Here is a 4,216-nt window from a genome sequence, read left to right on the forward strand (position 1 = left end):
GATAAGAAAACGGAAGAAGAAACCATTGAAAAGACCTTCGCTCCCGACACCTCCGATATATTCTTGGTTGATCCGGCTACCCAAGTGCCGCTTACGGTAAATCTGGAAGCGGAAGAAGAGGAGGAAAAAGAGGAGAAAAAAGCCAAGAAAAAGAAGAAACGGAAGAAGAACGTTTTCTACGACATTAAAACAAAGAAAGGCTTTGCCCGCTCAGCCAAAGGCGGCACCGATATTATTGAGACCTTTTACTACCTGAAGGTGTTTGAGATGCCTAACCCCTACGTGCGCGATGTGTATTGGTACGATACCAAGCGTAAGCAAATTCGTACTACACACAACATCTCTAAAAAGAAAGCCTTGGTTCTACACGGCCCTTACAAAAAGATGACCACCGATAATGAAATTCTGGAAGAGGGAGTTTTTTACAAAGGCACTAAGCACGGCCGGTGGACTAAGCACAGTAAAAAAGATATTCTGTTAGACAAAGAGAAGTATACTCGAGGCTGGCCTCGGGAATCAGAAATTACTTATTACGACGAAGGTACACGGACTAAACCTCAGGAAGTAATTCCGGTGGAATACGGGGAGCGAGAAGGTTACTATTTTTACTTTCATCCCAGTGGGCGTATTGCGGTAGAAGGAGAGTATCAGCAAGACCATAAAGTAGGTATCTGGACCGAATTCTACGACTACGACCGCCGTCCAAAAAAACAAATTAAGTACAGCGAAGATCCCTACGACAATGAAACCCGCCCCTACACCATGAAGGAATGGAGCCCCGAAGGAAAAGTGGTGTATGACTCTAAAAAAGAATCTAGGTAAAAATTTACTGCTTGTTAAGTGACAATTCAAACCAGGGGTTACGGCTGCTCTCTTCCGATTCGCGGCGCAGCGTAATGTTGGTAGCATTTTTTTCTGAGTTGCGCGTCTGATCGCCAAACTCGCACACAAAGGTTTCGTGATTCTCAATTGTTAAGGTAAAGACATCGACCCTCGTGAAGCCCTGATTCTCTTGGGTATTCTGTAATTGCCACCGCTCTACTCCCTGATACAGTGTATCGTTACGGGTATATTCAAATCGCAGTGTATCATCATTAAAAGTGAACTCGCCCAGATTTCCGGTTTCATCTACTCGATCATTTCCCGAGTTGTCGTAAATAGATATTACTTCATTCACCTGCCATACTCCTTGTAATGAGTTAATTCCTTGCGAGGTATCGTCTTCTTTACAAGCTGACGCCATTATCAAGACTAATAAAATGACATGAAATATATGTGTAGAGCTCTTCATATGATAAACCCTTTTTAAGTAACTAACTGAAACTAACTCGGTACATCCTTGCCGGATGAGGCTGTGCGAACCTGCCTGCCGGCATAGGCAGGTTCCGGCATCTTCCTCCCAACTACGCGGGAGACCCCGCAGTGGCGACTGCCGGAATAAATCCGGGGACATACCGAACTATTTAACGATAAGTACTTAGTAATTACGACCAATGAACTGCACTGAAAGCAAATTAGTGAAAAGTTGACTAGCGCCACTGAATTAATGTATATTGCTAGTAGCTTTGCCGCTTATCCCGTACTAACAACTTTCCAAACTTATGATCCGCCTTGCCTTAGGTATTTCGCTTGCTTTTCTGTTTACTTTTGACTCTTACGCTCAAAATTCAGCAGACGAGCGGGCGATTATTTCGCTAATTGATCAATACGCCCAAGCGCGGGAGCAGCAAGATACGGCGTTGTTGAACCAGATTCTCACGAAGGAAATAGACCAACTGGTTTCATCAGGAGAGTGGCGCAGAGGAATTGATACGGCCAAAGAGGGCATGATGGGAAGTTCGCGTCGCAATCCGGGCGATCGAACGTTGGAGGTGGATAATGTGCGATTTTTTAACAATGAAACCGCGATTGCCGATGCTCGCTACGAAATTAAAAATGCCGACGGTAGCGTCCGGAAAATGTGGAGCACTTTCGTAGTAGTGCGCGAAGAAAATTCCTGGAAGATCGCGGCTATCCGCAATATGCTTCCGGCGGGTTAGTAAAAATAAATTAGCATCGCCAATTAGACTGCTTCTTGAATTTTTTCTTCAGCCTTTTGCTTGACCTCTTCCTTTGCTTCTTTTGCTTTTCCTACTACATCTTCCAGAATTAGGTATAAACAGGGAACGATCAGTAAGATGATAGAGGTAGCGAAGATAATACCGAAGCCTAGTGAAATGGCCATAGGAATAAGGTTGTTTGCCTGATCGGAAGTTTCCAGAATAATCGGAGTTAACCCCCCAAACGTGGTCAGGGTAGTGAGCATAATGGGACGGAAACGCCGAACGCCCGCTTCGTGAATCGCCTCAAAAACCGTCTGATCGCCTTTCCGCTGGCGGTTAGCGTAGTCAATCATTATCAACGAATCATTAACGACTACCCCCGATAGAGCAATCACTCCCATCAGGCTCACCAGCGATAAATCGTACCCTAAAATGATATGCCCAATAACGGCTCCCACAATACCGAAAGGAATGGCCGACATCACGATTAGGGGTTGAATGTAGTTATTGAACGCAATAGCTAGTAACCCGTAAATCACTAACATTGCTAGAATGAAACCGCCCCACAGCGACTTAGTAGATTCCCGCATGTCGGCCTGGCTCCCTTCAAAGCTCCAGGTAACCCCCGGAAAATCGGCCCGGATTTGGGGCAATACTTCGCTCTGTAGTGCTTCCAGTACCTGGGTGGTGGCGCTAGCCGGTTCCACATCCATGCCTACCGATACTACCCGGCGACCATCGCGCCGATTGATAGAATTGAAGGCTTCTCGTTGTTCTATGGTTACTACGTCCAGCAACGGTACCTCTACACTATCGGGAGTACGGATCACGAAATCTTCCAGGTTATAAATATCTTTTCGCTCCGACAGCGGTAGTTTTACCCGTACTTCCACTTCATTGTTGCCCCGCAGTTGCCGCATGGCTAATGCCCCGAAGAAAGCATCCCGCAATTGCTGGCCTACGTCCGAAGGGGTGAAGCCTAGGTTTCTCCCCTCCGGCAACAGGGTAAAATCGTACTGCAATTTGCCTTTGTCGTAATTATCGTTCACGTCGCGGGTGCTTTCAAACTTTTCGGACTCAACTACGAAGGCCTGACTGGCCTGCTCTAACACTTCGATATCGGAGTGGCTGATGTCTACGCTTATATCCTGCGCGGAGCCGCCCGGCCCCCGTTCGGCTTCAAAGCTAATCTGGTCTACTCCTTCAATATCGCCGATTTCATCCCGCCACAGTTCAATCACATCCTGAGCACTCATGTCGCGCTCGTCCGGCGGTTTCATCACTATTTCTACATCAATAAAATTTTGGTTACGCACGTTGGTCTTTACCCCTTCAGCTACTTCGTACAGATCGTGCTCCTCAAACATAGCTACGGTAGACTGAGTGATCTGGTCGGCTACCTTAGCCGCCTGATCGGGAGTGGTGCCTACGGGCAGGCGTACTCCAGCTTCAATCTCATCGGCGGCCACTTCGGGCATCAAAATAATACCCATATGATCGCTGTAGCCAAACCCACCGATAACGGCTAGTAGTCCTACTGCGGCAGCCAGCGTAATGTAGCGGTTACGCAGGCAGGTATCTAACAACGGACGGTAGTAGCGTTCCACCCACCGGTTGAAGCGCTGAGCAAAGCTTTGCTGCCACTTCGTGACGTACTTCCCAACTTTGAATCGTTCTTTATCGGACCCGTGGCCGAGGTGAGCGGGTAGAATGAATAGAGCTTCAATCAGAGAAACCAGCAGTACTGCAATAACCACGGCGGGCATAGGCCACCAGAATTTACCGAAAGTACCGGGCAAAAAAAGCAGCGGAATAAAGGCAATCACATTGGTTAGAATGCTAAATACTACCGGCTTACTAATATCGCGGGTTCCCTGGATGGCCGCTTCAATTCGACTCATGCCCTGCTGGCGGTACTCGTAAATGTTTTCACCCACAACCACCGCATCGTCTACCACAATACCTAGTACCACCAGAAAGCCAAACATAGATACCATGTTGATGCTTACTCCGATCATCGGTAGGAAAAACATGCCCCCCACAAAGGAAATCACCATGCCCATCATCACCCAAACGGCCAGCTTATACTCCAGCAAGAGAGCTAGAATCACCATTACGATAACGATAGCCATCAGGCCATTTTCGGTAAGCAGGGCGAGGCGGTCTTCGTAGTC

4 protein-coding genes are annotated in these 4,216 nt (G+C 47.5%); 2 read left to right on the top strand and 2 right to left on the bottom strand.

The features are described 5' to 3' along the window. The coding region (locus tag WBA23_RS24255) for a toxin-antitoxin system YwqK family antitoxin (protein WP_424584861.1) at positions 1-822 on the top strand (822 nt) is incomplete at its 5' end. Positions 823-826: 4 nt separating this feature from the next. Here the strand turns inward: WBA23_RS24255 and WBA23_RS24260 are convergent. Next, positions 827-1,453: a hypothetical protein gene (locus WBA23_RS24260; RefSeq protein WP_424584862.1), complete on the bottom strand. Its 627-nt coding sequence runs from the start codon at positions 1,451-1,453 to the stop codon at positions 827-829. A gap of 148 nt (positions 1,454-1,601) precedes the next feature. Between WBA23_RS24260 and WBA23_RS24265 the strand changes: the two genes are divergently transcribed. Beyond that, complete coding sequence (locus tag WBA23_RS24265; protein ID WP_424584863.1) at positions 1,602-2,039, top strand: SgcJ/EcaC family oxidoreductase; 438 nt, start codon at positions 1,602-1,604, stop codon at positions 2,037-2,039. A gap of 23 nt (positions 2,040-2,062) precedes the next feature. Here the strand turns inward: WBA23_RS24265 and WBA23_RS24270 are convergent. Continuing rightward, on the bottom strand, positions 2,063-4,216 hold a 2,154-nt coding region (locus WBA23_RS24270; RefSeq protein ID WP_424584864.1), incomplete at its 5' end, for an efflux RND transporter permease subunit.

Origin of the sequence: Tunicatimonas sp. (genome assembly GCF_049647865.1) — a bacterium.
Classification (GTDB): Bacteria; Bacteroidota; Bacteroidia; order Cytophagales; family Cyclobacteriaceae; genus Tunicatimonas.